Source organism: Erythrobacter sp. LQ02-29, from assembly GCF_022576075.2.
GTDB lineage: Bacteria > Pseudomonadota > Alphaproteobacteria > Sphingomonadales > Sphingomonadaceae > Alteriqipengyuania.
In genome coordinates this window covers 1,490,516-1,517,454 of record NZ_JANCNT010000001.1, presented here as the reverse complement: position 1 = coordinate 1,517,454, position 26,939 = coordinate 1,490,516, and the positions used below count along the sequence as shown (strand labels likewise).

Annotated in this window: 29 protein-coding genes and 2 tRNA genes; 13 read left to right on the top strand and 18 right to left on the bottom strand. The window is 62.2% G+C overall.

All coding sequences use genetic code 11. From position 1 onward, the window contains the following. Positions 1 to 569: 569 nt before the first annotated feature. Genes MKP08_RS07545 through MKP08_RS07535 form a run of 3 tightly spaced genes read right to left on the bottom strand, consistent with a single transcriptional unit; the run spans position 570 to position 3,342 of the window. On the bottom strand, positions 570 to 1,163 hold the full coding sequence (locus MKP08_RS07545) for a hypothetical protein (RefSeq protein ID WP_241553303.1): 594 nt from the start codon (positions 1,161 to 1,163) through the stop codon (positions 570 to 572). Positions 1,164 to 1,166: 3 nt separating this feature from the next. Next, positions 1,167 to 1,865, bottom strand: coding sequence for a PD-(D/E)XK nuclease family protein (locus MKP08_RS07540; RefSeq protein WP_241553302.1), 699 nt, complete (start codon positions 1,863 to 1,865; stop codon positions 1,167 to 1,169). Continuing rightward, complete coding sequence (locus tag MKP08_RS07535) at positions 1,852 to 3,342, bottom strand: GNAT family N-acetyltransferase (protein ID WP_241553301.1); 1,491 nt, start codon at positions 3,340 to 3,342, stop codon at positions 1,852 to 1,854. Before MKP08_RS07535 ends, MKP08_RS07540 begins: the two co-directional genes overlap by 14 nt. A gap of 688 nt (positions 3,343 to 4,030) precedes the next feature. Between MKP08_RS07535 and MKP08_RS07530 the strand changes: the two genes are divergently transcribed. The 3 genes from MKP08_RS07530 to MKP08_RS14405 all read left to right on the top strand — a co-directional run bounded on the left by MKP08_RS07530 (position 4,031) and on the right by MKP08_RS14405 (position 5,932). Continuing rightward, positions 4,031 to 4,852, top strand: a complete 822-nt coding sequence (locus tag MKP08_RS07530; protein WP_241553300.1) for an AAA family ATPase — start codon at positions 4,031 to 4,033, stop codon at positions 4,850 to 4,852. Between the two features lie 98 nt (positions 4,853 to 4,950). Next, positions 4,951 to 5,829 (top strand): hypothetical protein, encoded by an 879-nt coding sequence (locus tag MKP08_RS07525; RefSeq protein ID WP_241553299.1) that lies wholly within the window; start codon positions 4,951 to 4,953, stop codon positions 5,827 to 5,829. Then, on the top strand, positions 5,738 to 5,932 hold the full coding sequence (locus MKP08_RS14405; RefSeq protein ID WP_373418076.1) for an HGGxSTG domain-containing protein: 195 nt from the start codon (positions 5,738 to 5,740) through the stop codon (positions 5,930 to 5,932). Before MKP08_RS07525 ends, MKP08_RS14405 begins: the two co-directional genes overlap by 92 nt. Here MKP08_RS14405 and MKP08_RS07520 read toward each other — a convergent pair. The 3 genes from MKP08_RS07520 to MKP08_RS07510 form a co-directional block, all read right to left on the bottom strand. Then, on the bottom strand, positions 5,929 to 6,540 hold the full coding sequence (locus MKP08_RS07520; protein WP_241553298.1) for a hypothetical protein: 612 nt from the start codon (positions 6,538 to 6,540) through the stop codon (positions 5,929 to 5,931). The two genes, MKP08_RS14405 and MKP08_RS07520, sit on opposite strands and share 4 nt — an antisense overlap. A 335-nt stretch (positions 6,541 to 6,875) precedes the next feature. Beyond that, on the bottom strand, positions 6,876 to 7,493 hold the full coding sequence (locus MKP08_RS07515; protein ID WP_241553297.1) for an NYN domain-containing protein: 618 nt from the start codon (positions 7,491 to 7,493) through the stop codon (positions 6,876 to 6,878). Between the two features lie 236 nt (positions 7,494 to 7,729). Next, positions 7,730 to 7,819, bottom strand: a tRNA-Ser gene (locus MKP08_RS07510). Positions 7,820 to 8,020: 201 nt separating this feature from the next. Here MKP08_RS07510 and hspQ point away from each other — a divergent pair. Further along, positions 8,021 to 8,371 carry a heat shock protein HspQ gene (gene hspQ, locus MKP08_RS07505; RefSeq protein WP_215228723.1) on the top strand — a complete coding sequence of 117 codons (351 nt, stop codon included), beginning with the start codon at positions 8,021 to 8,023 and terminating at the stop codon, positions 8,369 to 8,371. 19 nt (positions 8,372 to 8,390) lie between these two features. Here hspQ and MKP08_RS07500 read toward each other — a convergent pair whose 3' ends face one another. After that, entirely contained in the window at positions 8,391 to 9,275 is an 885-nt protein-coding gene (locus tag MKP08_RS07500; protein ID WP_241553288.1) for an ABC transporter permease, read from the bottom strand. A 104-nt stretch (positions 9,276 to 9,379) separates the two neighbouring features. Here MKP08_RS07500 and MKP08_RS07495 point away from each other — a divergent pair, with 104 nt between their 5' ends. Together MKP08_RS07495 and MKP08_RS07490 are read left to right on the top strand one after the other, a co-directional pair. Next, complete coding sequence (locus tag MKP08_RS07495; RefSeq protein ID WP_215228725.1) at positions 9,380 to 10,051, top strand: GcrA family cell cycle regulator; 672 nt, start codon at positions 9,380 to 9,382, stop codon at positions 10,049 to 10,051. Positions 10,052 to 10,139: 88 nt separating this feature from the next. Continuing rightward, the gene (locus tag MKP08_RS07490) at positions 10,140 to 10,664 is read left to right on the top strand and encodes a DUF1993 family protein (RefSeq protein ID WP_241553285.1); all 525 of its coding nucleotides are present in this window, start codon (positions 10,140 to 10,142) and stop codon (positions 10,662 to 10,664) included. A 79-nt stretch (positions 10,665 to 10,743) separates the two neighbouring features. Here the strand turns inward: MKP08_RS07490 and pnp are convergent, their stop codons facing one another. The 5 genes from pnp to MKP08_RS07465 form a co-directional block, all read right to left on the bottom strand. Further along, entirely contained in the window at positions 10,744 to 13,032 is a 2,289-nt protein-coding gene (gene pnp, locus MKP08_RS07485) for a polyribonucleotide nucleotidyltransferase (RefSeq protein WP_241553284.1), read from the bottom strand. A gap of 174 nt (positions 13,033 to 13,206) precedes the next feature. Continuing rightward, positions 13,207 to 13,476, bottom strand: coding sequence for a 30S ribosomal protein S15 (rpsO, locus tag MKP08_RS07480; RefSeq protein WP_215228728.1), 270 nt, complete (start codon positions 13,474 to 13,476; stop codon positions 13,207 to 13,209). 5 nt (positions 13,477 to 13,481) lie between these two features. Then, the gene (truB, locus tag MKP08_RS07475) at positions 13,482 to 14,462 is read right to left on the bottom strand and encodes a tRNA pseudouridine(55) synthase TruB (protein ID WP_241555563.1); all 981 of its coding nucleotides are present in this window, start codon (positions 14,460 to 14,462) and stop codon (positions 13,482 to 13,484) included. Position 14,463: 1 nt separating this feature from the next. After that, entirely contained in the window at positions 14,464 to 15,147 is a 684-nt protein-coding gene (locus tag MKP08_RS07470; RefSeq protein WP_241553278.1) for a site-2 protease family protein, read from the bottom strand. 44 nt (positions 15,148 to 15,191) lie between these two features. After that, the gene (locus tag MKP08_RS07465; RefSeq protein ID WP_215228730.1) at positions 15,192 to 15,773 is read right to left on the bottom strand and encodes a thymidine kinase; all 582 of its coding nucleotides are present in this window, start codon (positions 15,771 to 15,773) and stop codon (positions 15,192 to 15,194) included. A gap of 88 nt (positions 15,774 to 15,861) precedes the next feature. Here MKP08_RS07465 and MKP08_RS07460 point away from each other — a divergent pair, with 88 nt between their 5' ends. Next, positions 15,862 to 16,968, top strand: coding sequence for a zinc-binding dehydrogenase (locus MKP08_RS07460; protein ID WP_241553276.1), 1,107 nt, complete (start codon positions 15,862 to 15,864; stop codon positions 16,966 to 16,968). Positions 16,969 to 16,977: 9 nt separating this feature from the next. Here the strand turns inward: MKP08_RS07460 and MKP08_RS07455 are convergent, their stop codons facing one another. Together MKP08_RS07455 and MKP08_RS07450 are read right to left on the bottom strand one after the other, a co-directional pair. Continuing rightward, complete coding sequence (locus tag MKP08_RS07455) at positions 16,978 to 17,958, bottom strand: asparaginase (protein ID WP_241553274.1); 981 nt, start codon at positions 17,956 to 17,958, stop codon at positions 16,978 to 16,980. Positions 17,959 to 18,002: 44 nt separating this feature from the next. Beyond that, a complete protein-coding gene (locus MKP08_RS07450) occupies positions 18,003 to 18,407 on the bottom strand; it encodes a hypothetical protein (protein ID WP_241553272.1) in 405 nt (134 codons plus the stop codon). 136 nt (positions 18,408 to 18,543) lie between these two features. On the opposite strand from MKP08_RS07450, the gene MKP08_RS07445 reads away from it, so the two are divergent. Then, a tRNA-Val gene (locus MKP08_RS07445) sits at positions 18,544 to 18,619 on the top strand. Positions 18,620 to 18,667: 48 nt separating this feature from the next. On the opposite strand, the gene MKP08_RS07440 is transcribed toward MKP08_RS07445, so the two are convergent. Further along, complete coding sequence (locus tag MKP08_RS07440; RefSeq protein WP_241553270.1) at positions 18,668 to 19,237, bottom strand: TlpA disulfide reductase family protein; 570 nt, start codon at positions 19,235 to 19,237, stop codon at positions 18,668 to 18,670. A gap of 16 nt (positions 19,238 to 19,253) precedes the next feature. Here MKP08_RS07440 and argH point away from each other — a divergent pair, with 16 nt between their 5' ends. The 4 genes from argH to MKP08_RS07420 are packed head-to-tail and all read left to right on the top strand — an operon-like array spanning position 19,254 to position 22,959. Further along, positions 19,254 to 20,630: an argininosuccinate lyase gene (argH, locus tag MKP08_RS07435; RefSeq protein WP_241555562.1), complete on the top strand. Its 1,377-nt coding sequence runs from the start codon at positions 19,254 to 19,256 to the stop codon at positions 20,628 to 20,630. Then, positions 20,630 to 20,878 carry a hypothetical protein gene (locus tag MKP08_RS07430; protein ID WP_241555561.1) on the top strand — a complete coding sequence of 83 codons (249 nt, stop codon included), beginning with the start codon at positions 20,630 to 20,632 and terminating at the stop codon, positions 20,876 to 20,878. The genes argH and MKP08_RS07430 overlap by 1 nt, the downstream gene beginning before the upstream one ends. Then, positions 20,878 to 22,140, top strand: a complete 1,263-nt coding sequence (gene lysA / locus MKP08_RS07425; RefSeq protein WP_241553267.1) for a diaminopimelate decarboxylase — start codon at positions 20,878 to 20,880, stop codon at positions 22,138 to 22,140. Before MKP08_RS07430 ends, lysA begins: the two co-directional genes overlap by 1 nt. 12 nt (positions 22,141 to 22,152) lie before the next feature. Then, positions 22,153 to 22,959: a bifunctional precorrin-2 dehydrogenase/sirohydrochlorin ferrochelatase gene (locus MKP08_RS07420; RefSeq protein ID WP_241553266.1), complete on the top strand. Its 807-nt coding sequence runs from the start codon at positions 22,153 to 22,155 to the stop codon at positions 22,957 to 22,959. Here MKP08_RS07420 and MKP08_RS07415 read toward each other — a convergent pair. From MKP08_RS07415 to MKP08_RS07405, 3 genes are all read right to left on the bottom strand, one after another. Continuing rightward, positions 22,917 to 23,891 carry a MarR family transcriptional regulator gene (locus MKP08_RS07415; RefSeq protein ID WP_306300132.1) on the bottom strand — a complete coding sequence of 325 codons (975 nt, stop codon included), beginning with the start codon at positions 23,889 to 23,891 and terminating at the stop codon, positions 22,917 to 22,919. The two genes, MKP08_RS07420 and MKP08_RS07415, sit on opposite strands and share 43 nt — an antisense overlap. A 63-nt stretch (positions 23,892 to 23,954) precedes the next feature. Beyond that, on the bottom strand, positions 23,955 to 24,434 hold the full coding sequence (locus tag MKP08_RS07410) for a murein L,D-transpeptidase family protein (RefSeq protein ID WP_373418100.1): 480 nt from the start codon (positions 24,432 to 24,434) through the stop codon (positions 23,955 to 23,957). 104 nt (positions 24,435 to 24,538) lie between these two features. Continuing rightward, complete coding sequence (locus tag MKP08_RS07405) at positions 24,539 to 25,828, bottom strand: adenylosuccinate synthase (RefSeq protein WP_241553256.1); 1,290 nt, start codon at positions 25,826 to 25,828, stop codon at positions 24,539 to 24,541. 284 nt (positions 25,829 to 26,112) lie between these two features. Here MKP08_RS07405 and MKP08_RS07400 point away from each other — a divergent pair, with 284 nt between their 5' ends. Then, a complete protein-coding gene (locus MKP08_RS07400) occupies positions 26,113 to 26,931 on the top strand; it encodes an aldo/keto reductase (RefSeq protein WP_241553253.1) in 819 nt (272 codons plus the stop codon). Positions 26,932 to 26,939: the final 8 nt, after the last annotated feature.

The following is a 26,939-nucleotide window of genomic DNA, read 5'->3' as shown; positions in this document are numbered from 1 at the left end:
CTTAGAGCATGTGTTCTATGAAAAAGCACGGTCTATGTTATCGAATACCCTACAAAATATAAAAACATTCTGAACTTACTTTGATTCTTTCAATTCTTGAGTATATTTATATAAACTTCAGAGTTCTATAGCAAATTGTCCAAAAGGAAGTTGTCCGCTTAAGGTATGGAGGCGTTTTCGTTTCAATGGGCCGTCCTGCGCAAGCAAAAATATGCCGACGGTGCAGGCAAATTAGAAACGGCAGAGAGTCCTAAAGTCGGTCTCTCAATCCGATCGACAAACATATCTGCTATCGGGCGATCGACGAGCGACCTTGAATGAACGACATTGGGGCGAATTTTGTTGAAAAACTCCACGATCAGTTTGCTCTAGCAATAACGTAATATGGACCATGCGTTTGGCGCAGAGATACTTCAAAAAGCATCGGCGCTATGAAACCCGTTGCCGAAATTCAGCCGCTGGATCGCCGAAACCGACTTTTTAACCCTAGCGGGCGAAACGGACGGAAGTCAGTAGACGCCAATAGTATGAGTGCCTATTTCCGAACCGTCAGATATGACGGAAGCTCACTAACCAGCTTTCGCGACCATTGCGTCTCGTAGATTCTGAAAGCTTTGCATTATCTCGCCTAGAGCGGCAACCGCCCTTGAAATGGGTGCCATCGCATCTCGTAGGTCGCCTTCGGCGAAACCCTTCGCGATCGCATTTTGGTCAAACTCGATGGGGAGGTAAATATCATTCCCGTCACGCCGGAAGCCAGCCGCCTCAATATTTTTCAGGTCGTCTTTGTGAGTTTCTAGAATGGCTTTGTAATCGCGCACATAAAGGTTATTGTAATACCATTGGATGCCAATCGCTTCTCTTTCATTTCGCGGTTCGCAGTAACAAGCGAGCCAAGTGTCCAATTGAGAGCCGTCCCTCGCAGAAAGCTCAAACCAAGGATCGCTGTCTTCATTGACAATCCAAGATCTCGGTGCAAACCAAGATTCATCGGGATCGTCGCCATCTTCAAAAAAGAAAGCTTCATTTTTCAGCGCGCTTTTCAGCGCATCCCACGCTGCTGCGTTGATCCGCGGATCAATTTCTTCTTCGATACGGCGGATTGAAGCCTCAAGATTGCCGATATTTTTCGCGATTAGAGCGTCAAGATTGTTCTCTGCCATCCTCTAATTCCCCAGTTTGCGGCAAAATTCGCCGAATTGATTAATAAGCCACCCCGAGCGATTCGTGTGATCAGACATCGCTGCTAGGTCAGATAACTGTCGCCATGATATGTGAGGCACATCGTGATCCGTATTCCTGGAAGAATAGGGAGACAGGAACACAACCTGATGATGCTTGCGGCGCATAAGCTCAGCGCGTCGAGTAATGGCCTCAGAATAGTCGAATAATTGATTGTCGCGCTCCGACGCGTAGACTTTCACCTCGATGCCAATGATTGCCGTTCGCGTCTCTATCGTGATATCAATACGATCTTTCACTGCTCCATTAAGGCAATGTTCTATCTGAATACGATAACCCTCGTTAAGGTCGACAGCGAACCCGCTCTTTTCGGTGCTTGCATCAAGGAACCTAGCCAAGAAAGATACCGCTTCGGTGCCATATCGGTTTATATCCCACAGCGATGCTAGGACAGAACATATCCGCACCTCGTCATGGCCAAGACCAGCCACCACCCAAGGGTTGGTGAAAGTTGTCGCACGAACATCATGCAGCGGTTCGCGCACCATCTCGAAGAAGACTGCTAAATCCGCGGTAGGAAGCGAACGATGGCCGGTTTCCTGCTCTTCCCAAAGACGATTATCAGCTACGCTGGCAAAAAATTGCGATAAAGCAGTATACAGGTTCCCGTCACCGTCTAACATCCTTAGGGCTCCCCACTATGTCGATTGCCTTCTGAACCAAATCGTGATCGCTCCCTATCAGCTCGAGGGACGACGGGCCGCGACCTAGGCGCCAGTATTCGTCGTCGTTCAGTCTGTAGACGACCAAGGTATCGCCGTCGGTTTGACCCTCATCAACCCGCGACGGATCAATTCTCATCCCAAGTCTTTCTGCTAGTCGCCGGCTTGCTCGATTGTCTCGATGTATCCTGCATACCAGCTCGCTGATATCCCACTCCGAGAAGGCAGAATGCAGGATGGCTTGAGCCGCCTCAAGCGCGATCCCCTGCCCCTGCGCGACTTGCGAAAATCGCCAACCGATCTCCCATGAGCCCGCTAAAAGACAGTCATCTTCTTCGATTTTCAGCACTCCGCAAAAGCCGAGCAACCGACTATCTGTTCTGTTCGCGACAGCCCAGTAGGTGGGACCGGCGCTGCCGAGCTCCCGAAAGTATTCAAAATCGTCTGCTACCTCTGACGAGGACTGCTGGCCGCCAAGATATGTCATGGCCTCGGGCGAATTACAGATCGCCTCGTATTGAGACAACTCGTCTTTCCGCCAGTTCCTGAAAGCTAATTGGCGCGTCTCAATAGCTGGGGCGTCCTCCCACCTGAAGTCATCGCTTCCCAACGGTTCTGGTTCGAAAGGATACCAATCCACGCTTACGCCGGGAGATAGCAGATTGTGCGGCGATAGCAGGACGTTGCCCACCCTCGTTTCTCGCTTCTCGCCAACTTTGAAGCGCCACCATTTCATCTGAGGCTGTGGATCGCCCTGGACAAAGGTGTGGAGGTGTAAAGCGGACCGCGCTGGTATCGTTAGTCGTTCCCAATCAATAGCGCGGGGCCAATGCACCTTTCGATTTATATCGGTGCGATAGGCCTGCCACCGCACATGCAACGGTGTCTCGTCGTAGTTGGCATAGTATGCGTGCACCACCTGCCGCATGGGCTCCCGGCGAAGGACGATCTCGTGACGACTGTCCGTCCGACCGAGTTCGATGATGCTGCCCGTCTGCCTTTCCCGTTCCGCGTCAATGAAACGCTCGAAATACCGGTGCGCTGAGGTTAAGGGCGTGTCTGTCGGATGTCCGCGAAGTGAGAATTCTGCCACTCGAATATCGAGGCGGGCGTAGTCATGGAGTAACTTCCAGTCGGGTAGGAACGGGTCTCCGTCGCCGATCCCATCCGAACGCAGCACGATCAGCGAGCACCTGTCGTCGGTGATGGCTCTCTGAGCAGCCGCGTCCAACGCCAGTTGCCAACCGGGTCGCGGTTCCATGAAGCCTAGAAACGGCGCGGCAAATTCCGGGTCACCATATCCGCCGACAACTTCGTAACCTCGCGCATCGAGAGCGTCCTGAGCAGCCCTTTGCTGCTCATTCGCGAAATGGTCGGCTCGCCGCTCCGCGTAACGGCTCCGAAAATAAACGATACAGGGGGTCTTGTCGTTGCTCATCTGATACGATCCTAGCTGCTTGTGGCTGAGCTAGGCCGACCGGCAATGCGGTCCGGTCTTGGAGCAGGGTAGGGTCGCTGTCTCCAATTCGAGCTGAAGATGGCCTAGCCGAACGGCGGCGGCAAATCTATTGCTAAATTGACGCTAATCAGCTGCTTTTGGGCGATTGTATGATCAGTTCAAACGGCCGGAATTGGGGCGCTTTGCTGACCGGCAAATGCTGGGTCGGTAGCCAGCTGGCAACTTCAACTCTACCGTGGTGAAAACGGACCTAAATATAGAAAACTTCGCGTCGCGAAACTCAGATGCAAACAATCCTGCCATCGAGCACGGTTCTCAGCTACCTCTGCTTTGATAGCGCATCCATTGTTGCAGCAAACCGAGGCTGGGTGCTCCGAGATGCCGTGCGCAGCATAAAATTCGCGGTCGTTGTCGCGTCAGCCTACCGCCGCCTTCGGCGGCGCAGCGGCGAGCGACTTGCGGCGGTCCTCCGCCTGCCTGTTAGATTTCGACTTCGCCGTCCTGAAGCTAGTGAGCTCGTCCAAGTCCGCCCGCATTTGTGCTTTAGTTGGCGTGTCTAATTGCCGACCCGCGGCTTGGTCGTGTCCGGAGTGCTCGGACGCGCGAGACATAGCCCGGTGGACGAGCACGAAATCGTCATCGTTGACATCGACTCCGCCCAGGCGAAGTGTGCCGACGTTCGGACCAGCTCGCCGCCACGATCAGCGACCGCGGCATCGCTACGGTGATCGTCGATCCATTCGTGTCGAGCCACGCGGTGCGGGAAAGCTCCAATGAGGCGATCGACGCCATCACGAAGCGGTGGAAGCGGCTGGCTCAGGAAACCGGCTCTGCCATCGTCCTGGTGCACCACACGCGCAAGCTGGGCGGGCGCGAGGTGACGGCAGAGGACGGGCGCGGCGCGGTTGCCTTGCGCGATGCCGCCCGCGTCGTGCTCCCGCTCAATCCGATGGGCGACAAGGAAGCCAAGGAGCTGGGCATTGCGGACCCGGCATTACGCCGCTCGCTGGTGCGTATCGACACCGGCAAGGCCAATCGCGCGCCTCCCGATGCTGCCACATGGATCAAGCTGGAGAGCCAAAGCCTCGACAATGGTGAAGGGCTGGAGCCATCCGATTTTGTCGGTGTGGCCACGCTCTGGGAAAAGCCGGACGTGTTCCATGGCCTGACAACGTGGCACCTATACACCGTCCAGCAACGGCTTGCGGCTGGTGACTGGCGGGAGAGCGTGCAGGCCAAGGATTGGGTTGGCCATCTTGTCGCCAACGTGGCCGGCCTGTCCGCCGAAACGGACAAGGGGCGCATCAAGGCCATCATCCGGACGTGGAAGCGCAACGGCGCGCTGGCTGTGGAGCATCGCGCGGTCAATGGCCGGGACGTGCCTTTCGTGATCGTCGGCAAGCCGGTGGACGCCAGCGAAATTGGCTCCCGTCCGCACCTTGCAACGTGTGGTGCGGAAGGTGGGGAAGGTGCGGGCGCGGACCCGTGACGAACCTGCCCACACCACCACCCCCTTTATAGGGGGTGAGGTGGTGGTGTGGTGCGGGTGAATGCTGGCGAGGATCAAAATTTGAAGGTGCGGGAATTATGACTGTTACGAGCAAGGCGAAACGCAAGGAACCGGCGCGCAAGGGCAAGGCTAGTGGCCAGCCGCAAGAGCGGTCTGTGACGATCCCGTTTCCCGATACGGATAACGAGGACGAGGCCAATCGTATTCTGGCGAAGGATGTTCCCGATTGGGAAAAGCTCGACAAGGACGAGCGGGTCGAATTGTTGCGGCTAATCCGCGCTTATCGCAAGCGCGGCGATCCGGCCAAAGTGAAACTGACCCGTAAGCCCGCTGGCGGATGGAGCATTGCCCCGGTGGGCAAGAGCGAAATGCTGGCGCTGCTCAAATTATACGAAACCTTTTCGGCCAATTCGATTGATCCGGTGAACGCGCGCGCTAACGAACTGCTCAAATATCTCGGCTCGGTCGGGGCGGACAATGAAGCGCGCTACAATGCGGCGCTGTCATTCATCGAGAGCATGAAGCCCCAGGATCAGGCGGAGGCGCTGTTGCTGGTGCAGATGTATTGCACCCATGACGCGGCAATACGGGCGCTGAGCCAACTTGGATCGGCGGAATGGGTGCCGACCGCGCAGACATTCGGAAACCTCGCCACGAAGCTGCTTGGCACCTCTCAACGGCAAATGGAGACGCTGTCCCGGATGCGCCGGGGCGGCGAACAGGTGGTGAAGCATGTCCACGTCGATAACCGGGGCGGGCAGGCGGTAATTGCCGAGAACCTCAATCAGGGGGGAGGACCAACGAAAAATGAGGATCAATGCCATGGAGCCGGAATTGCTGGCAGCGGCCCCGCGCTGCTTGGCCATGACGCGCAAGGGAACGGCGTGCCAATCCCCAGCCGTAAAGGGGCGGAAGCGGTGCAGGATGCACGGCGGGACGAATCCTGGCGCGCCTAAGGGCAATCAGAATGCCCGCAAGCATGGCGGCTATTCAGCCAATAAGCTGGAGGAGGTGCGATATTTGAGGGCGGTTGCCCGGCTGGTGCGGGAAGGCGGCTAGAGGTCGTCCAAAAGAGTGAATCGCGCCTGATAAAGACAAGCACACTGCCCCGGATGGGAGCATCCCCTGAGCGGCAAAATTGGGCAATCGCCAATCGGCATAATCTGCCCGTCCAGTTTCGCGGCAGAGTCGCACGGGCCAGCCGCCAGGTTCGATGCGAGCAACTTGGCGCTATCCATTCCAGCCGCCTGCATCTTGGCAAGATCGCGCAGGGTGCAGAGGGCGGTCGATACGGCAAGCCCGATGACGCTAGCCGCTCCAAGTGGATCGGCGCGGCCCAGCTCATTCAAGGTCGCCAGAAACTGCGCGGACAGCTTCACATTGGCGCGGAGGCCCAACGCTTTGAGCGATGCCCTGTCCAGCAAATCGCCTTGCTTGCGAAGATCGTCATAGGTGACGAACCGGCTGGGGTGATCGGCAAAGGTGGCTTGATAGAATGCAAGCGAGCCGGGTCGGTCATTCACGAGGCCGGACAGGCTCACCGCATAAGCGATTGCGTCATCCCTATTAGGTCTGCCGTTGGGAGAATCGGCGGCGGCTGTTGGTTTCTCCGATTGCGCCGCGCCTTGGCCCCCAACCATCTTTTGCAGCCAAGATCGAATGGCCATCCTGTCCCCCAAGTCCGCCAGCGGTGAATTGAATCTGATTGGGGCGAAATGTGTCACCGGCTACGCGGAAAGCCCAGCATTTCAGCGATAATCCAGCGGAGCCAATCAAATCCGGGTCACATTTTGGCAGCAAGTCATTTTTGATTGAGAAGCTGCCACCTTCCGAAACCCGCACAATTCCACCATTTCCAGCCGCGATTTGTCGCGTTCGGTGTGTAGTTTTTTACTGCCTCCATGGCTGGCACCGGCATGGCTGCCCGAATGGCATTGCGGACGAATGCCGCGCCCTAGTTGAGAAATGTTGAGGTGCGCGCCGATTGAGCGAATCTGGCAGGTCAAGAATTTGGTGGATCGTATTGCGTCGGTCGGTGAACAGTCTTTGCCGGTCCCGTCTGGATGGATGCAGGCAACAAATTCTTGGCGATCCTAGCAGCCGAAAGCTCCAACTTGGGGCCAAGGGCGCGACAAAGTGCATGGCGCTTGGGCGGTGCTGCCACAAACACCTCGCATCGAGGGGCATGGGCAGCGATCATCTTGATCGGAGGTGATAGGTCCGTGTCGGCGCTAATCAACACTAGCCGGTCAGTCTCGCCACGAAGCGCATCTGAAACCATGTGCGCAGCAATCTGCACGTCGGTTTCTTTTTCCTCATGTGCCATCCACTTTGTGCCGCAAGCGTTGCACTTGCGCGGCTTTCCCTTGAATTGACCAAGGATTACCTCGCAGCCCCGCGCTTTGAGGGCGGCGACATAAGCGTAGTGCCGAGCAACGGCATCGGACTTCCAAGTCGCATGTGCCGAGAAATACTTAACAGCCTTGAGCACCTCGCCCTTCCTCAGAAGGGACTGGGACAGCGAGCGCAAATCCACCCATTTGAGGTGCGGCTGACGTAGATTGTCGATTGCATGGTAGAGGTTGAAGCCGTCGATATAGACGATAACGCGCCGATCCATGCTGCCCCCAAACGACAAAGGCCGAGGCTTGCGCCCCGGCCTGTCTAACGAGTTAACCCCGCTAGGATGATGTGAGCGATATAGCGACAGCTTTCCTAAGGATCAACTACCAGCCGATGGGAAATGTTGTCCATCCATGTGTGGCGGCATTCGCCCGCAAGCAAGCGCACTATCGGGGAGCGGTTATGGGAACCGAGGGCATTCCTTGGATTTTTTCAAGGAAATTCAAAGGATGTTGGCGGAGAGGGAGGGATTCGAACCCTCGGAACCCGTAAGGGCTCAACAGTTTTCGAGACTGCCCCGTTCGACCACTCCGGCACCTCTCCGCGATTCGTGAGGACGGCGGTCGACGCATGCCGCCCTTCGCGAGGAGGTGCGCGCTTAACGGAAGAATGGCGCCATGCCAAGCCGCGTATGATCGAAAATGAGCGGGTGGTGCGTCTTGGCCAAAGGAAGGGTCGCAGAAGCTGTCAACCCACGGCAAAGCGGGGCTTGATTTACCGCCTATGTGCCCTGATATTTAAATCATGGCGCAAGAAATTACCATGCCACGTCTGGCCGAGGCACGCTTCGGTATCGGCGAAGTCGTCCGCCACCGCATGTTCGATTTCCGTGGGGTTATCTTCGATATCGACCCGGTCTTCGCCAACAGCGAGGAGTGGTACGAATCCATTCCCGAAACCATGCGACCGCGGCGCGATCAGCCGTTCTACCATATCTTTGCGGAGAACGAGGACAGTTCCTACGTCGCCTATGTGAGCCAGCAAAACCTCATCGGTGATGCCGAGCACGGGCCGATCGACCACCCGGACGTGCCCCAGCTGTTCGAAGCGTTCAGCGATGGCCGTTATCGCATGCATCGCTCCCTGACACACTGATTATAGCGCGCTTGCAGCGTCAGTCCTTCAGCTTCCAGCCCGATTTTAGCAGGCGATAGACCAGCCAGCAGAAGATCGCGTTCAGCACACCCAAGCCCAAAGCGGCCTGCCACACGGCGCCAGCACCCGCCCCAATGTCGCTCTCACCCAGAAAGCCGTACCGAAACCCGGAGATGGTGTAGAAGAACGGGTTGACGCGGCTGATCGCCTGAAATGCGCCGTGGAGATTGTCGATCGTGTAGAACGTGCCCGAAAGAAGACTGAGCGGCGCGATCACGAAATTCGTCACAGCGGCGTTGTGATCGAACTTTTCCGCCCAGATCGAAGTTACCAAGCCGAGCAGCGCGAGCATCAGCGCGCCCATCAAGCCGAACCAGACGATGGCCCACGGGGCCGCCACCGTCAGCGAAACGCCGGGCCATAGAATTACTGCGAGAGCCACCGCGCAGCCGACCATGACCGAGCGGGTCACCGCCGCGCCCAGAATTCCGGTCATCAATTCCCCGGTAGAGAGCGGCGGCATCAGGACGTCGATGATCGTTCCCTGAATCTTGCCGGAAAGCAGGCTGAACCCGGAATTGGCGAACGCGTTCTGCATCATGCCCATAACGATCAGGCCGGGCGCAAGGAAGCTCGTGAACGGTACGCCGAATACCGTCCGGTCCGCGCGTCCGAGCGCAAGGCTGAAAATCACCAGAAACAGCAGGGTGGTGACCGCCGGCGCCCAGATCGTCTGCGTCTGCACCTTCATGAAACGGCGTACCTCTTTCAGGTACAGGCTCCACAAACCGATCCGGTTGATACCGGTGATGACCGGCTCTCCTTGCGGATGAAAGCGGTGCGGCGAACTTTCCCCGGCTTGGGTAAGGCTCGCTGGGTCGATTGTCTGCGCTTGATCCGCCATGGTCCGCGCGTTAGGCGAGCGTTCCGGGGCTGGCAAGTTGTGTGCCGCACCCCATATCGGTTGACCGAGCCGACCTTTTTATCTCCCGAGACTATGGATTTTGCATGAGCTGGACCGACGAACGTACCGCGACCCTGAAGAAGATGTGGGAAGACGGCGCTACCGCCAGCCAGATCGCGGAGAAACTGGGCGGCGTATCGCGCAATGCGGTGATCGGGAAAGCCCATCGCATGGGGCTGAAGGCGCGCCCATCGCCGGTGAAGGCGAACGAAAAACCCGCGCCCAAGAAACCGACGCCCGCTGCGCCAGCGCCCAAACCGGCTCCGAAAGCCGCCCCCGCGCCCGCGCCCGCGCCGACCCCTGCTCCCGCCCCCATTTCCGCTCGCTCCGACGCGAAGGAGACGCCATCGCAGCCGATGCCAAATGCGGGGCAAAACGCGCCGAAGATCGTGTCGGTCGGCCCGGGCGGCTTCTTGCGCCAGGGTCCGGGCGACCAGCAGGCGCCGATTCCGCCCGCCCCGCCGCGTCGCCTCGTCCCCGCAAAGCCATCTTCGGAAGTGGCGGACAAGACCAGCCTGCTCGATCTCAACGACAAGATCTGCCGCTGGCCGATGGGTCACCCCGGCGAGCCCGATTTCCATTTTTGCGGCGAACCCGTGAACCCGGGTTTCCCCTATTGCGTCGAGCACTGTGGGCGGGCGTTCCAGGCGCAATTGCCGCGCGGTGCGCGCCGTCCCCCTCCGCCCCTTCCCTTCGGCGGCCCACGGGTCCGCTGAAGCGCGACGCGGTCTTTTTCCAGGGCTCGCCGGTTCCGATCGGCGGGCCCTTTCTCTATCACTTGCCTGAAACAAGAGGAGTAGCTCTATGGCCCTGTCCCTTGACGCCGCGATCATCCCCAATTGGTGCCAGACGCTCGGTGCCGTCGAAGGACTGCTCGACAAAGCGGAAGATTTCGCGCGTGCCAACGACGGGGAAACGAGCCTTCTGCAAAGCCGACTCATAGACGACATGCTGCCCCTGAATTACCAGTTCAAGAGCTGCTGGACGCATACCGCAATGGCGATCGAGGGCGTGCGTCATGGACGGTTCTCGCCGGAAATGACACCACCGCCAGGCTCGATTGACGAGTTGCGGAAGATGATCCTCGATGCGCGCTCGGCATGCGAGGCAATCGGTGAAGACGAATTGGAGGCGCTGGCCGACAACGAGATGGTGTTCTCCATTGGCGACAAGTTCCGCCTCGACTTCACAGTGCAGGATTTCCTGCTCAGCTTCTCGACCCCCAACCTCTATTTCCACGCCGCGACAGCTTACGACATCCTTCGCATGAAGGGCGTCGAGATCGGAAAGCGTGATTATCTGGGGGCGATGCGCGTACGGAACGCCTGACGATAGCGCTCCCTCAGCAAAGAAAAACGGCCGCGAAGAGCAATCTCCGCGGCCGTTTTCATTCAGGCTGAAGGCTGGATCAGTCCTTCAGGAAGTCGGGAACGTGGGCTTCGCCACCGCCACTGGAACCGTCGCCTTCGCCACGGGGGCCACGGTCGCCACCACGTCCGCGGCCACCGCCGCGGCGACGATCGCCACCGCCACGCGGTCCACGGTCCCCACGATCACCACGCGGCTCGCGCGGAGGACGCGTGTCCTCCAGCTCTTCGCCGGTTTCCTGGTCAACGACGCGCATCGACAAGCGGACCTTGCCACGGTTGTCGATCTCGAGGACCTTGACCTTCACTTCCTGGCCTTCGGAGACGACATCGGTCGGTTTCTCGACCCGCTCGTTCTTCATTTCGGACACGTGGACGAGGCCGTCCTTGCCACCCATGAAGTTCACGAACGCACCGAAATCGACGATGTTGACGACCTTGCCGGTGTAGATCTTGCCGACTTCCGCTTCTTCGACGATGCCTTCGATCCACTTCTTGGCGGCTTCGATCTCGTCGGCGTTGGAGGAGCTGATCTTGATCACGCCCTCGTCATCGATGTCGACCTTCGCACCTGTTTCGGCGACGATCTCGCGGATCACCTTGCCGCCCGTGCCGATGACGTCGCGGATCTTCGACTTGTCGATCTGCATCGTCTCGATACGCGGAGCGTGCTTGCTGACGCCGGTGCGCGACGTGCTGAGCGCCTTGGTCATTTCGCCCAGAATGTGCGCGCGGCCGGACTTCGCCTGCTCCAGCGCGGTCTTCATGATCTCCTGCGTGATGCCGGCGACCTTGATGTCCATCTGGAGGGAAGTGATGCCCTTCTCCGAACCCGCGACCTTGAAGTCCATGTCGCCCAAGTGATCTTCGTCACCCAGAATGTCCGACAGGACGGCGAAGTCGTCGCCTTCGAGGATCAGGCCCATCGCGATGCCGGAAACCGGGCGCTCGATCGGAACGCCCGCATCCATCATCGACAGACAACCGCCGCATACGGTCGCCATCGAGCTCGAGCCGTTGGACTCGGTGATGTCGGACAGGATGCGGATGGTGTAGGGGAAATCCTCGTGATCGGGCAGCACCGGGTGCAGCGCGCGCCATGCGAGCTTGCCGTGGCCGGTCTCGCGGCGGCTGGTGAAGCCGAAGCGACCCACTTCGCCGACCGAATAGGGCGGGAAGTTATAGTGCAGCATGAAGGGCGAATAGGAGAGACCCTCCAGCCCGTCGATCATCTGCTCGGCATCCTTGGTGCCCAGCGTGGTGGTGCAGATCGCCTGCGTCTCACCGCGCGTGAACAGCGCCGAACCGTGGGTCCGCGGCAGCAGGCCGACCATCGCCTCGATCGGGCGAACCTGGTCGAGCTTGCGGCCGTCAATGCGCTGGCCGTCCTTCAGGATGGCACCGCGCACGATTTCAGCTTCCAGCTTCTTGGTAAGCTTGATCGCGGTCATGCGCTGCTGGCCGTCGAATTCCTCGCTGGAATAATGCGCCTTCACTTTCTCGCGCGCTTCGTTCAGCGCGTCCGAACGGGCGGACTTGTCGGTCAGCTTATAAGCCTTCGCGATGTCGTCGCCGATCATCGCCTTGATCGAGGACTTCATGTCCTCGTTGCCGTCACTGGTGGCGACTTCCCACGGATCCTTCGCGGCCTGCTCGGCCAGATCGATGATCGCGCCGATAACCTTGCGGCTTTCCTCGTGCGCGAACATCACCGCGCCGAGCATTTCCTCTTCGGTCAGCTCCTTGGCTTCGGATTCGACCATCATCACCGCGTCCTGCGTGGCGGCGACAACCAGGTCGAGGCGACCTTCGTCGTCCAGTGCGCTGGAAAGCGACGGGTTCAGCTCGTACTCGCCATTGCGGAAACCGACGCGCGCGGCACCGATCGGGCCCATGAACGGCACGCCCGAAATGGTCAGCGCAGCCGAAGCGGCGATCATCGCGACGATATCGGGCTCGGTCTCGCCGTCATAGGAGAGGACCTGGCAGATCACGTTGATCTCGTTGTAGAAGCCTTCCGGGAAGAGCGGCCGCACCGGGCGGTCGATCAGGCGCGAGGTCAGCGTCTCCTTCTCCGTGGCGCGGCCTTCGCGCTTGAAGAAGCCACCCGGGATACGGCCCGCAGCGGAGAATTTTTCCTGGTAGTGAACGGTCAGGGGGAAGAAGTCCTGCCCCTCCTTGACGCTCTTGGCGGCGGTCACGGCGCACAGCACCACGGTCTCGCCATAGGTCGCCAGCACGGCGCCGTCGGCCTGACGGGCGATACGCCCGGTTTCCAGAGTGAGGGTCTTTCCGCCCCACTCCAGTTCTACTTTCTTCGTGTCGAACATTGATTTTCCTTCTGACCCGCGTGCCACATTGCCTCGCGGGGCCTCATATTCCGGGTAAGCCGTCCCGGGTCGGTGCGGGGCCTTGTCTGCCCCATTCTTCAGCCCGTGCGCCGAATTGCGCGTAGGCCGGATAGACGACGGGGCGGCTCTTGGAGCCGCCCCTTCGAGAAACTCTTATTTACGAAGACCCAGCTTCTGGATCAGCGCGTTGTACCGCTCGACATCCTTCTTTTTAAGATAGGCGAGCAGGCTGCGGCGCTTGTTGACCATGGTCAGCAGGCCGCGACGCGAGTGGTTGTCCTTGTGGTGATCCTTGAAGTGTTCGGTCAGGTTGCGGATACGCTCGGTCAGGATCGCGACCTGCACCTCGGGCGAACCTGTATCGTTCGTGCCCGTGGCGTTATCCTTGATGATTTCCTGCTTCTTCTCGGCGGTTACCGACATTTCATTCACTCCGCGACATCGTGCATGTTGAAACCCCGGACGACTTTCGCGTCGCCTCCGGCAATTTCCACCAGCGCCACCGGAATATCGCCCGATTTCGCAAGGTAGAGCCCGTCGGATTGGGGCATTCCCGAAAGGACCCGGCCCTGGCGGACCGCCTGCGCACTATCGGGGGTGAGGTTGAGAGCCGGGATGTCGTCCAGCCCCGCCTCGAGCGGCAGGAGGAGGTCTTGAAGGGGCGCGCCGTTACCGATTTCGTTGAGTTTGTCCAGCGAAATCGCCTGATCCTCGCGGAATGGCCCGGCCTTCGTACGTCTGAGATAGGTGACGTGTCCCACGGTGCCAAGGGCGCGCGCGATATCCCGTGCCAGCGATCGGATGTAGGTTCCCTTGGAAACATGCGCTGTCAGCGTGACCGCGTCGACCGAAACGAGCGGCGGCGCGGGATTGTATGGGTCGGGCTGGGCGAAGCCGGTAGCAAGCTGCGAGGGATTGTCCTCTCCCGCATAGCCGCCGGCCAAGCGCAGATCACGAATCGTGACCCGCCGCGTCTTCATCGCGACTTCCTCGCCCGCGCGCGCGCGATCGTAGGCGCGCTTGCCGTCGATCTTCACAGCCGAATAGGCCGGTGGCGTCTGCTCGATTTCGCCGACGAACGCGTCGAGCACGGCCGCGACCGCCTCCATCGGGGGCAGGCGGGTCGAACGTGCGATTACCTCCCCCTCGGTATCTAGGGTGTCGGTTTCCTCACCGAACTGGATCGTGAACTCGTAGATCTTGCTAGCATCGAGCATCCGCCCGGCAAGTTTGGTCGCTTCTCCCAGCGCGATCGGCAGCACGCCTTCGGCCAGCGGGTCGAGCGTGCCACCATGGCCTACCTTAGTCTTCGCATAGCCACCCTGTCGCAGGTTGCGCTTGACCGCGGCAACTGCCTGCGTCGAACCGAGGCCACGGGGTTTGTCGAGAATGATCCAGCCGTGCGGGATATCAGCCCCCTGCGACCGCGTCGGCCAGCGCGAGGTATTTGCGCATCGCCCAATCGACCGGCGGCCCCACCGTGTTCTCGATCAATCCCAGACCGGGCAGGAACCATGTGAGCGCGATGAGGCCGACGAATAGCAGCATGCCGATCGGGCGCAGCCGCTCATAGACGCGCGCCCAACGCGGCGGCAGCAGTCCTTCCAGAATATGCGAGCCGTCAAACGGCGGGATCGGCAGCAGGTTGAAGAAGGCGAGGAAGATATTGATCAGCAGGAAATAGAACAGGCCCTGCACGAGCATGTCCGGCGCGGCCATTTCCTGCGCGGTCATGCCGTGGGTGACAAGGCCGAGAACCACCGCACCGATCGCGGCGAGCAGCAGATTCGTCCCCGGTCCCGCCGCCGCAACCGCCATCATCCCGTAGCGCGGATTGTCGAGCCGGTTCTTCATCACCGGCACCGGCTTCGCCCAGCCGAATATCGGCCCGCCCACCACGGCGAGGAACCCGGGCACCAGCAAAGTGCCGATCGGGTCGACATGGCGCAGAGGATTGAGGCTGAGCCGGCGCTGCTCCTTCGCCGTGGGATCGCCGAGCGCGAGCGCCACCCAGCCATGGGCGACCTCGTGGAATACGATGGCGACGATCAACGCCGGCACGAGCACCACAGCGAGGGAAAGGGTATCGGTCATAGCGGGGAAATAGGGTCAGCCGCGCCTTGTTGCCATAGCACCCGTCAGCACTCCGCCAAGGCGGATACGAAATGGCGTCGACACAGCGCCACGTAGCGGTCGTTTCCCCCGATCTCCGTCTGCGCGCCTTCCTGCACCGCCGCGCCTGCCGCATCGACCCGCAGGTTCATCGTCGCCTTGCGACCGCAATGGCATACAGCCTTCAGCTCGATCAGGGAGTCTGCGATACCCAGCAGCGCGGCGGAGCCGGGGAAGAGCTCGCCCTGGAAATCGGTGCGCAAGCCATAGCACAGAACGGGGATGCCCTCTTCGTCCGCCAAACGGGCCAGTTGCCATACCTGATCGCGGGTCAGGAACTGCGCCTCGTCCACCAGCACGCAATCGAGCGGCCTGCTGCGATTGGCGGCGCCGATTTCCGCCCACAGATCGGTATCGGGGCGATAGAGATTGGCCTCCGCCTCCAGCCCGATGCGGCTGGCGATGGGCTTCCCTTCCGATCGGTCGTCGAGCGCCGCAGTCCACAGCATGGTCGCCATGCCGCGCTCGCGATAGTTGAAGTCGGCCTGCAGGAGCGTGGTCGACTTTCCCGCGTTCATGCTCGCATAATAGAAATAGAGCTTCGCCATCGCCCACCCTTTACCTGGGGCTCGCGCAGCGCGATACGCCTGCACACGACATCATCCCCATCCAATGCAGCGACCACGAGGTACAGGCATGAGCACGACCGGAAAGCAGATTTTCACCACGCTGGAGAGCGACGGCACCCTGACCGTGGAACTGGCGGACAGCGAATGGCGCGCCCCTACCGGCAATCAGGTGCTGGTGAAGATGGAAGCCGCGCCGATCAATCCCAGCGATCTGGCGCTGCTGCTCGGCCCTGCCGATCTGGAAAATGCCGAATATTCATCCGGCAAACTCGTCGCGAAGATGCCGGAGCCGTTTAATTCCGGCGCGAAGGGCAGGCATGGCCAGCGCTTGCCAGTCGGGAACGAGGGTGCCGGAATGGTCGTGGCGACCGGAGAAGGTGACATGGCGAAGGCTCTCGCCGGACAGCGCATCGCCTGCGTACCCGGCACCGCCTACGGCGAATATGCCATCGCCGATGCGACGATGTGCCTGCCGCTGGGCGACCATTCGGCACAGGACGGTGCCAGCGCCTTCGTCAATCCCATGACAGCGCTCGGTTTCGTCGAGACCGCTAAGGGCGAAGGGCAGGACGCGATCATCCATGCCGCCGCGGCCTCCAATCTCGGGCAGATGCTGGGGCGGATATGCCGCGCCGACGGGATGGCGCTGGTCAATATCGTCCGCAAGCAGGAGCAGGTCGAGCTGCTGAGAGGGCAAGGTGCGGAGCACATCGTGAATTCGAGCGACGAGGATTTCATGGCGCAGCTGCGCGGCGCCATCGACGCGACCGACGCCTATTTGGGTTTCGATCCGATCGGCGGAGGCAAGACGGTCGACCACTGTTTCAAGGCGATGGAGCAGGTCGCAGTCGGCAAGATGAGCGAATACAACCGCTACGGATCGAACCAGCAGAAGAAGATGTATATCTACGGTCGCCTCGACCTCGGGCCGACGATCCTGACGCCCAGCTACGGTTTCGGCTGGACGTTGGGCGGCTGGCTTCTGACGCCTTTCCTGCAGCAGGCGGGCATGGAAACAGTCATGCGGATGCGCCGGCGCGTGATCGACGAACTGACGACCACATTCGCCAGCAACTATACCCGCAAGGTCACGCTGGAAGAGATGCTGCAGAAGGACGCGGTGATGCAGTATTCTGCGATGCGGACGGGCGAGAAATATCTCGTCACGCCCTGACCGGCGCGCCTAGCGGCGCTGGAAAGCGGCTTGGATGGCGGCGGGGTCGGTGATCCCGTTCGCCAGCAGCAACTGCAACAGGATGCGCGCTTTCGCCGGGCCAAGGGCGCGCGCGGCGACGAAACCGGCATTGTCGTCCTCGGGCTCGCGATCGACCAACCCTTCGTCCACCCGGCTCGAGCGGACCACCGGCACGCCAGCGCGGACCGCATCGGCCAACGCATCGCGCAAGCGGCGCGGCGCGTTGCCTTCGCCCATACCGGCCAGCACGATGCCCCTCGTCCCGTGGCGGACGAGCAGCGCGACGAGTTCGACATCGGCCGCTGCGCACGCATGGACGATCGCAACCGGGGGCAGTTCATCCGGCAAGGGATAGCGCGCTTCCTGCGCAGGCCGCCACGGTTCGGCGAACCATTCGAGCGACGTCGGCGTGACCGCCGCGATCGGGCCGCGCGGAAAGCTGCGGAAGGCCTTCGTTCCGGTGGTCACGGCCTTGCGCACGTCGCGCGCTGCGTGAACCAGATCGCCCATCACCACTAGGACCCCGCGCCCGGCCGCCTCCCGGTCGCGCGCTACAACCACCGCGTTGGCAAAATTGCGCATACCGTCGCTCCCCACCGCATCGGCGGGCCGCATCGCGCCGACCAGCACCACCGGCTTGTGCGTCGGCAGCGTCTGGTCGAGCAGCAGCGCGGTTTCCTCCGCCGTATCCGTTCCGTGGGTGATGACGATCCCGTCGCACTCGGGGTTCTCGATCGCCGCCAGCGCGGTCGCGTGCAGTTCCCGCCACACCGTCATATCGATGTCTTCGGACCCGATATTGGCGATCTGGCTTCCGGTCAGTCTGGCATCGAGGCCGAAGCTTTCGATCCGCGCGATGAACTCCTCGATACCGATCTGCCCGGGGCGATAGTCGCGCCGCACGGGGGAGCCGGCACGACCGGCAATGGTGCCGCCTGTGGCGAGGACATGAATTTTTGCCTGCGTCATGCCCGTGCGTTTGGGGGACGCGCAGGCGCGGCGCAATGGGGGCGTCAGCACATCCCGCCTAACAAAAGGGCAGTGTCGAGCTGCGTGATCGAGGCGGCTAGCGCATCCGCATGCGCAGGGGCGATCAGATGATCGATCGAACGCGCGTTCTTAAAGGCTCCGGAAGAACCGGTCAGCGCGACGAGCAGAATGGCTTCCCCTTCCCCGATGCATGGTGTGCACGGACACGAGAGCACCAACCGTTCCCGCCCATGCCGGGCGATGATCGCCATCGTCGCATGGAACGGCTCGATCCCGCCGACCACCCGGTGCGACACGAAGCGTAGCGATACCGCGTCCACCGGGCAGCGCCCCCTCTTCGCGGCGAAGACCCAGTCCCGCATGGCCAGCAAGAGGAGCCGCTCGCGGCGATCGAGGTCGGCAAACGGGCGATCGACATACTGGTACATGGTAACGGCAGCTCCCTCGGCGAATCGAACAGGGAGACCTTGCCACGGTCGCCACTATTTGCAAATAATTCTCATTAGCGAATTCAATCCGATGATTGACCATTCGGCTTTCGGCGCTATGGGCGTGTCGCGCTCCGGGCGGTTAGCTCAGCTGGTAGAGCATCTCGTTTACACCGAGAGGGTCGGCGGTTCGAACCCGTCACCGCCCACCAGGCTCCCCAACACGACATATGCTTGGAAAAGCGAAGGGTGGCCTTTGCTCACCCCTTTGGCGCGATACCCTCGTCGATTGCCCCGCGCGCTTGGGGCGAGGACCAGTCATAGCCGCCTGCCACGCGCCACACCTCGCGACCGCTCGCATCGTAGAGCACGGTGATCGGCAGGTTCGCCCCGTAGGCGAAGCCGAGGCGGTTGTCGGGATCGAGCCAGGGTTGAAGATTGGCGAAATCGTTCTTGGCGAAGAACGGCTCGACCTTTTCGGCCCCTTCTAAATCCTGGCTAACGGTAACCACTCTCACCTTGCTGCCGAGCTCGGCTGCCAGTTCGTCGAGCTGCGGCATCTCCTCGATGCAAGGGGCGCACCATGTCGCCCACAGATTGAGGAGCACCGGCGTACCCTGCAGTGCCCCCAGATTGAGCGCGTTGCCGGAGGGATCGGTGACATTCTGCGTCGGCATGAGATCACCCGCATGGCTGCGATCGATTTCGGCCTTAGTGGCGGTCTTTTGCGCCGCAGTAGTCTCGGTTTGTTGCGGGCCGTCGGAAGTCTGCCTATCGCAGCCGGCGAGCAGCAACAAAGACAAGGCGGCGATGGAAGAGAAGCGGGACAATTCGGCCTCCAATGCGATGTGGGGCGGCAGGTTCGCCGAAGGGCCTAGCGCGATCATGCGCGAAATCAACGCCTCTATTCCTTTCGACAAGGCGCTGTGGCGCGAGGATATCCGTGCGTCGAAGGTCCATGTCGCGATGCTCGCACGTCAGGGAATCGTAACGTCGGACGATTCCAATGCGATCACGCAGGGGCTCGACACGATAGCGAGCGAATTCGAACGCGATGGCGTACCTGAAGACTGGGATCTCGAAGACATCCACATGACGGTCGAAAGCCGGCTGACCGAACTGATCGGTCCGGCTGCTGGCAGGCTGCATACGGCCCGCAGCCGCAACGACCAGGTCGCGACCGATTTCCGGCTGTGGGTTCGCGCCGCCAACGAACGCGCGCTGGCAGGATTGGACGCGCTGCAACATGCGCTCGTCACTCGCGCGGGCGAGCATGCCGATAGCGTCATGCCCGGTTTTACCCATCTGCAGACCGCGCAGCCCGTGACCTTGGGTCATCATCTGATGGCCTATTACGAGATGACGCGGCGCGACGTTGCCCGGTTCGCGGCGGCGCAGGAACGGCTTGCCGAATGCCCTCTAGGCGCGGCGGCACTCGCCGGAACGGGCTTCGACATCGACCGGGATTTCACCGCTACGGAGCTCGGTTTTTCCCGGCCCACGGCCAACAGCCTCGACACCGTGTCCGATCGGGACTTCGCGCTCGACTACCTCATGGCGGCGGCCCAGTGCTCGCTTCACCTGTCTCGTTTGGCCGAGGAGATGATCGTGTGGGCCAGCCAGCCCTTCGGTTTCGCGCGGATGCCCGATGCCCTGTCGACCGGCAGCTCGATCATGCCGCAGAAGAAGAACCCCGACGCGGCCGAGCTCGTGCGCGGCCATGCGGGACGCATCGTCGGCTGCGCGACGGCATTGATGGTGACGATGAAGGGTCTGCCGCTGGCCTATTCGAAGGACATGCAGGACGACAAGCCGCCTGTGCTGGAGGCGGCGAACCTGCTCGACCTGTCGCTCGCCGCGATGACCGGCATGGTCCGTGGATGCACCTTCCAGACCAAGCGAATGCGCGCGGCGGCGGAACTCGGCTTCGCGACCGCGACCGATCTTGCGGACTGGCTGGTGCGCGAGGCAAACATTCCCTTCCGCGAGGCGCATCATATCACCGGGGCGGCGGTCAGGCTCGCCGAAGAGCGCAGCATAGCGCTCGACGCGATACCGCTGGCGGACCTACAGGCGATCGATACGCGGATCGACGAGCGGGTATTCGACCACCTCACCGTCGATGCCTCCGTTGCCGCGCGGGCCAGCTATGGCGGGACCGCACCCGATCAGGTAAGGCAGCGCGTCGCCGAAGCGCGCGCCGCGCTGGGCATGGAGGAATGATGCGTCGCCCGACCGCCACCGCCGTTCTGGCACCAACTGCGCTGGCCCTGTGCGCCTGCGCCCAGCAAACCGATCTGCGACCGCTGGCCGGGCACGATCTGCCTCCCGCTCCGTATGGCGCGGTGGTGAAGCCCGAACCGGCGGAACTGTTGGAACTGCCGCCGGTCGCCGCACCCCAGCGGGCGGTGGAACTGCGCACGCGCTCGGAAGAGCGCGAAGACGATCCTTTCGATCTGCCGCCCGAATAATGGACCATTTCTCACTACGCGACGGCGTGCTCCACGCCGAAGACGTGCCCCTGCCGCGGATTGCGGAAGAAGTCGGCACGCCCGTTTATGTCTATTCGCGCGCCACGCTGGAGCGCCATGCGCGCGAGTTTCGCGATGCGCTGGCCCAGCTTGCCGACCCGCTGATCGCCTTCGCGGTAAAAGCGAACCCCAACCTTGCCGTGCTGAAGGTCTTGCAGAAGCAGGGCTTCGGTGCCGACGTGGTCTCCGGCGGCGAGATGCGCCGCGCGCTGGCCGCCGGAATCGCGCCCGACAAGATCGTGTTTTCCGGCGTCGGCAAGACGCGCGCCGAGCTCGAGCTGGGGCTCGACGAGCGGATCGGCCAGTTCAACATCGAATCGGTCGAGGAAGGCCGGGAACTGGCGGCGATCGCCGCAGCACGCGGGATCGCCGCGCCTGCCTGCCTGCGCATCAACCCCGATGTCGATGCGAAAACGCATGAGAAAATCTCCACCGGCAAGGCGGAGAACAAGTTCGGCGTACCGCTGATCCTAGCGCGCGAAATCTTTGCCGAGCTGGCCGCATTCGACGGGCTGAACCTGCGCGGCGTGGCGATCCATATCGGCAGCCAGATAGCCGATCTCGCCCCGCTCGAAGCCGCGTTCGACAAGGTTGAATCCCTCGTCAGCGACTTGCGCGAAGCCGGCCACCGGATCACGCATGTCGATCTGGGCGGCGGGCTCGGCGTACCTTATCGCAAGGGCGAAGTGCTCCCCTCCCCTGCCGAGTACGGCGCGATGGTCGCGCGCGCCACGAAGGGGTGGGACGTTCGCCTGACGTTCGAACCCGGTCGTCTGATCGCCGGCAATGCGGGGGTGTTGCTCACCCGGGTCATCAGGGTGAAGCGGGGTGGCAACGGCGCGCCCTTCCTGATCGTCGATGCGGCGATGAACGACCTCGCCCGCCCGGCCATGTACGGTGCCTGGCACGACTTCGACGCCGTGACGCCGAGCGGCGAGCGGATGACCGCCAATATCGTCGGGCCTATTTGCGAGACCGGCGACACCTTCGCCACCGACCGCGACTGCGACGCGCTGGTCGCCGGCGATCTCGGGGTGTTTCGCACCGCCGGGGCCTATGGGGCTTCCATGGCGAGTTCGTACAATTCGCGCGGTTTCGTGCCCGAGGTGCTGGTCGATGGCGGACGCTATGCCGTTGTCGCGGACCGGATCGATGCCGCGGCGATCATGGAGGCCGAACGCGTGCCCGACTGGCTCGCCTGATGGGCGCGTGCCATGCATAGCCTGCCGCTGTTCCATCGCATCGCGGGGACGCGGGTGGTCGTTACCGGCGACGAACCGATGGCAGGGGCGAAGCGGCGCCTGGTCGAGCGCGCCGGGGGTATCCCCTGCCCGGAAGAAGAAGCGGACAAGGTGAGGATCGCCTTCGTGGCGATCGATGATGACGACGAGGCGGAGGCCACGGCCTCCCGCTTGCGGGCGAAGGGCCTGCTGGTGAATGTCGCCGACCGGCCCGACCTGTGCGATTTCACCACGCCGAGCATGCTGGACCGCGACCCGGTGATCATCGCGATCGCGACCGGCGGGGCGTCGGCGGGACTGGCGAAGCATCTGCGTCTGCGGATCGAACAATTGCTGCCCCATACGCTCGGCCTTCTCGCCGCGCGGCTCGCCGGATCGCGCGATGCCATTCGCCAGCGCTGGACCAATTCCGACATGCGGCGCTTCGCGCTCGACAATGCGCTCGTCCAGGGTGGCCCGCTCGACCCGCTGGACCCCGGATCCGCCCAGAGGGTCGCGGGATGGGTGCGCGGCGATAGCAATCTGCCGCATGAAACCGTCCACACGTTCCGGCTGCGATCGATCGATCCGGAGGAGCTCACGCTGCGCCAGGCGAGGCTGCTCGGAACCTGCGACAACCTGCTCCATGATCCGGCCATTCCGCCTGCTATCCTGGATCGCGCGCGCGCGGATGCCGTGCGGCATGTCCTTCCCGCCGCGCCGCCCGAGGAAGGCCTGACGGTAATCCTGCGGCTGGATCAGGAAGAGGACCCGGCGACCTCCACAACTTCCGCGAAATAGCGCGCCATGGCATCCGCCGCCCCGTCGCTGAGCGCGATATAGGCGCGGCGGCGATCGATGGTGTCGGCGACCCGCTGCAACAGGCCGTCCTCCGTCATTTGACCGATCCAGCGCAGCGCGGTGGTGGGCGGCACGCCACTGGCAATACACAGGCTGGTCACGGACACGCGCTTGTACTCCGCCCGCGCGGCAGTGAGGTCGAGCAATATGTCCCACGCCGGATCGGCAAACAGCGCACCGTCGAAAAAGCGCCCGCGCGCCTGCCGCTGGCGAATGATCCGCCGCACCAGCCGTGGATCGGGTAGCGAAGGCCGCGTGCGACGGATCAACCGATCGCACTCATTATTTCCCGCTTCGCTTTCGGCATCGAAGGAAATGGCAGGCGAGCGCACCATCAAGGTATCCAGCCCTCCACTCTCGCCGCTCGTTTGCTGCGCGAGCCGTTCCACCTGTTCGGCGAGGCGCAGCATCGCGATGCGGTCCTCATGCGAGAAATCGCGCACCCTTGCAGAAGATGGTCGTGCCAGCGCCCGACCGATCGCGGCCAATCGCTCCCCCCGCGACGGCTCGACCAGCAGGATCGGTTCCGATCGGTCGAGGCAGGCGAATACCTCCTCCAATGTGCCGATCGAGGTCGATACCACCAACGCGATACCTGCTTGAAACACCGCATCATCGATCCGTGACAGCGCCGCCAGCCGGGCCGCGTCGAGCGCGGGACAGTCGAGTACGACCACCGCGCCCTGCAGCGGCCCCAAATCGGTGGCGAGGTCCCGGAGCGCCCCTTCACCCGCGATACCGCATCCGACGGCGAGCAGGTCCTCGACCAGTTCGGCGCGCACATGGGCGCGATCGGCAAAGATCGAAACACTGGCCGGGCCGACCGCGGCACGCGCGGTGGGCGCATATTCGAGCGTGAGCCGTTCCATCATCCGTCCGAATCCTCTTGTCGAGACATCGGAACATATAAGGAACACTACGGAGCCTGAGTCAAGTCAGGGGACGATCTCGATCGGCGTGCCGTCGGGCACCAGCGCATAGACTTCCTCGATCTCGGCATTCGAAAGCGCGATGCAGCCATCGGTCCAGTCGGCCGGCACACGGCCGAGCGGCAGTGCGTTGGGCTGCCCGTGGAGATAGATGTCGCCGCCCGGATCTCGCCCCCGCGCGGCCGCATAGGCGCGGTCAGCCTCGTTCGGATAGGAGACGCGCAGCGACAGGTGATAGGCGCTTTGCGGATTGCGCGCATCGATCGTGTAGCGCCCTTCCGGCGTGCGCTCGTCGCCTTCGAAATGCTTGTGGCCGAGAGGCGCGTCGCCGAATTGCAGGCCGGTATAGCGCCGCACCGCGCGACCGTGATCGTAGAGGACCAGCGTCCGGTCGGACTTGTCGACGCGGAGGAAGTCGACCTGTGGCTGCGCGATCTCCTGCGGCGGTGACGTCGGCGCGCAGGATGCTGCCAGTAGAGCGAGCACCACGCCCACCCCGCTGCGCCTAGCCTCGCCTGCGGCTCGGCAAGGCTCGCTCCCCTCCCGCTTGCGGGAGGGGTTGGGGGTGGGCCTGGTGTCGACCCGCACCATCAATCCTCGAACGGATCGCGCATCAGGATCGTGTCATCGCGCTCGGGACTTGTGGAGACCAGCGCCACCGGCGTTTCGATCAGTTCCTGTATCCGCTGGATGTACTTCACCGCGTTCGCCGGCAGGTCGGCGAAGCTGCGCGCGCCGGCGGTGCTTTCGTGCCAGCCGTCCATCTCTTCGTAGATCGGCTCGACCGCCGCCTGGCTCGCGGTGTGGCTGGGGAGGTAGTCGTAGACGTTGTTGTTGAGGCGATAGCCAGTGCAGATCCGCACCGTGTCGAGCCCGTCGAGCACGTCGATCTTGGTCAGCGCGATGCCGGTGACACCGCTGATCGCGCAGGTCTGGCGCACCAGCACCGCGTCGAACCAGCCCACGCGCCGCTGGCGACCGGTGACGGTCCCGAATTCGTGGCCCCGTTCGCCCAGCCGCTGGCCGACCTCGTCGTCGAGCTCGGTCGGGAACGGCCCGCTGCCGACGCGGGTAGTGTAAGCCTTCACGATGCCGAGCACGAAGCCGGTCGCGTTCGGCCCCAGCCCGCTGCCCGCCGCCGCGGTTCCGCTGACGGTGTTGGAGCTGGTGACGAAGGGATAGGTGCCGTGATCCACGTCGAGCAAAACGCCCTGCGCGCCCTCGAACAGCACCTTCGCCCCGGCCTTGCGCACCTTCTTCAGCCGTTTCCACACCGGCTGGGCGAAGCGCAGGACGAAGGGCGCGATCTCAGCCAGGTCCGCCTTCAGCTGTTCGCGGTCGACCGGCTCCTGGTCGAAGCCGGCGCGCAGCGCGTCGTGATGCGCGCACAGGCGATCGATCTGCGGGTCGAGCTGGTCGAGATGGGCGAGGTCGCACACGCGGATCGCGCGCCGACCCACCTTGTCCTCGTAAGCCGGCCCGATCCCACGCCCGGTGGTGCCGATCTTGCCCGCCCCCGCCGCGCTTTCGCGCAAGCCGTCGAGATCACGGTGCAGCGGCAGGATCAGCGGGCAATTGTCGGCGACGGCGAGGTTGTCGTCGTTCACGGCGACGCCCTGCCCCTCCAGCTTCTCGACCTCGTCGCGCAGCGCCCACGGATCGAGCACCACGCCATTGCCGATCATCGATAGCGTGCCCGACACGATGCCGCTGGGCAGCAGGCTGAGCTTGTAGGTGGTGCCGTCCACCACCAGCGTGTGGCCGGCATTGTGGCCGCCCTGGAAACGCACGACGGCATCGGCGCGGCTGGCCAGCCAGTCGACGATCTTGCCCTTGCCCTCATCGCCCCACTGGGCGCCGATCACGGTCACGTTAGCCAATGCGCTGTTCCCTGTTCCTGCGAAAGCCGCCCGCGCACTAGGCGTTTAGCAGCAGCCCGGCAATGCGCATCGCACCTGCGCCCCGCCGTAGAAATCCTACAGGATGGAACACATGGAACAGTGTCCTGGCGCGAAAAAAGCGGCCCGTTCCATGCGACGAATGGATGGCTGCATCGGGAGGGCGGAGAGCGTTGGCATCCCCCTCTATGTGCCAGCGCCGCCGGGGGTAGGAAAGTACGGACCCGACGCGGTGGCGCGGCGTTGATCGGGCAAAAGGAGATACCATGACCGATTACCCTACCCTCACCCTCAACGACGACCGCCAGATCCCGCAGCTGGGCTTCGGCACTTATCAAATTCCCGACGACAAGGCCGACGAGGCCGTGAAGGTCGCGATCGAGACGGGATACTGGCTGGTCGATACCGCCAAGGTGTACGAAAACGAACGCGGCGTCGGCAAGGGCGTCGGCGACTGGTCCGATATCTTCCTCCAGACCAAGATCTGGAACGAGGACCAGGGCTACGACAAGACGCTGAAGGCGGCGGATGGCAGCCTGGATCGGCTCGGCCGCGATCACGTCGACATGCTGCTGATCCACTGGTCCTGCCCCGAGGACGAGCTGTTCGTCGACACCTGGAAGGCGCTGATCGAACTGCGCGATCAGGGCAAGGCGAAGTCGATCGGCGTTTCGAATTTCCGCGAAGAAGACCTGAAGCGGATCGTCGACGAGACCGGCGTGGTGCCCGCGCTTAACCAGATCGAGCTGCATCCGACCTTCCAGCAACGCCAGCTGCGCCAGGTGCATGACGAGATGGGCATCGTCACGCAGAGCTGGTCGCCGCTGGGCCAGGGCGAAGGACTGTCCAACGACACGATCAAGCAGATCGCCGACGAGACCGGGCAACCGGCCAGCGCCGTAATCATCAGCTGGCACCTGCAGCACGGTCTGGCCCCGATCCCCAAATCCGCCAGCCGCGATCATATCGAGGCCAATTTCAAGGCGCTCGATTTCACGCTGACCGACGAACAGATGAAGCGGATCGACGAGCTCGACAGCGCCAGCGGACGGATGGGGCCGGAACCCTCCAAGATGCGTATCTAGCCGCTTGA